This is a genomic window from Planktothrix paucivesiculata PCC 9631, from assembly GCF_900009265.2.
Taxonomy (GTDB): Bacteria; Cyanobacteriota; Cyanobacteriia; order Cyanobacteriales; family Microcoleaceae; genus Planktothrix; species Planktothrix paucivesiculata.
Genome location: NZ_LR735052.1, coordinates 1 through 236, shown reverse-complemented (window position 1 = coordinate 236; position 236 = coordinate 1). Strand labels below are relative to the sequence as shown.

Below are 236 nucleotides of genomic sequence, written 5' to 3'. Positions count from 1 at the left end.
AATAACGCCGTAGGGGTAACTTACCACCGATTACACCACTTTTTAACCGAAGCTCCTTGGTCAGCAATGAAACTGAATCAGCGTCGGCTGGAGGTAATGAATCAGTGTAGGCAAACCCAGATTAGTCGGGGATTTGCTCTAATTATTGATGATTCAGGACATCGAAAAAGCGGGAACTTTACCGAGGGAGTGGGACGGCAATACATCGGAGAAATCGGAAAAACCGACAATGGAAT

The 236-nt window shown here is 45.8% G+C and carries 1 protein-coding gene; it reads left to right on the top strand.

Translation table 11 applies throughout. The annotated features are described in order from the left end of the window. Window positions 1–236, top strand: a 236-nt coding sequence (locus tag PL9631_RS25565; protein ID WP_197046516.1) for a transposase, incomplete at both ends; no start/stop codon positions are given.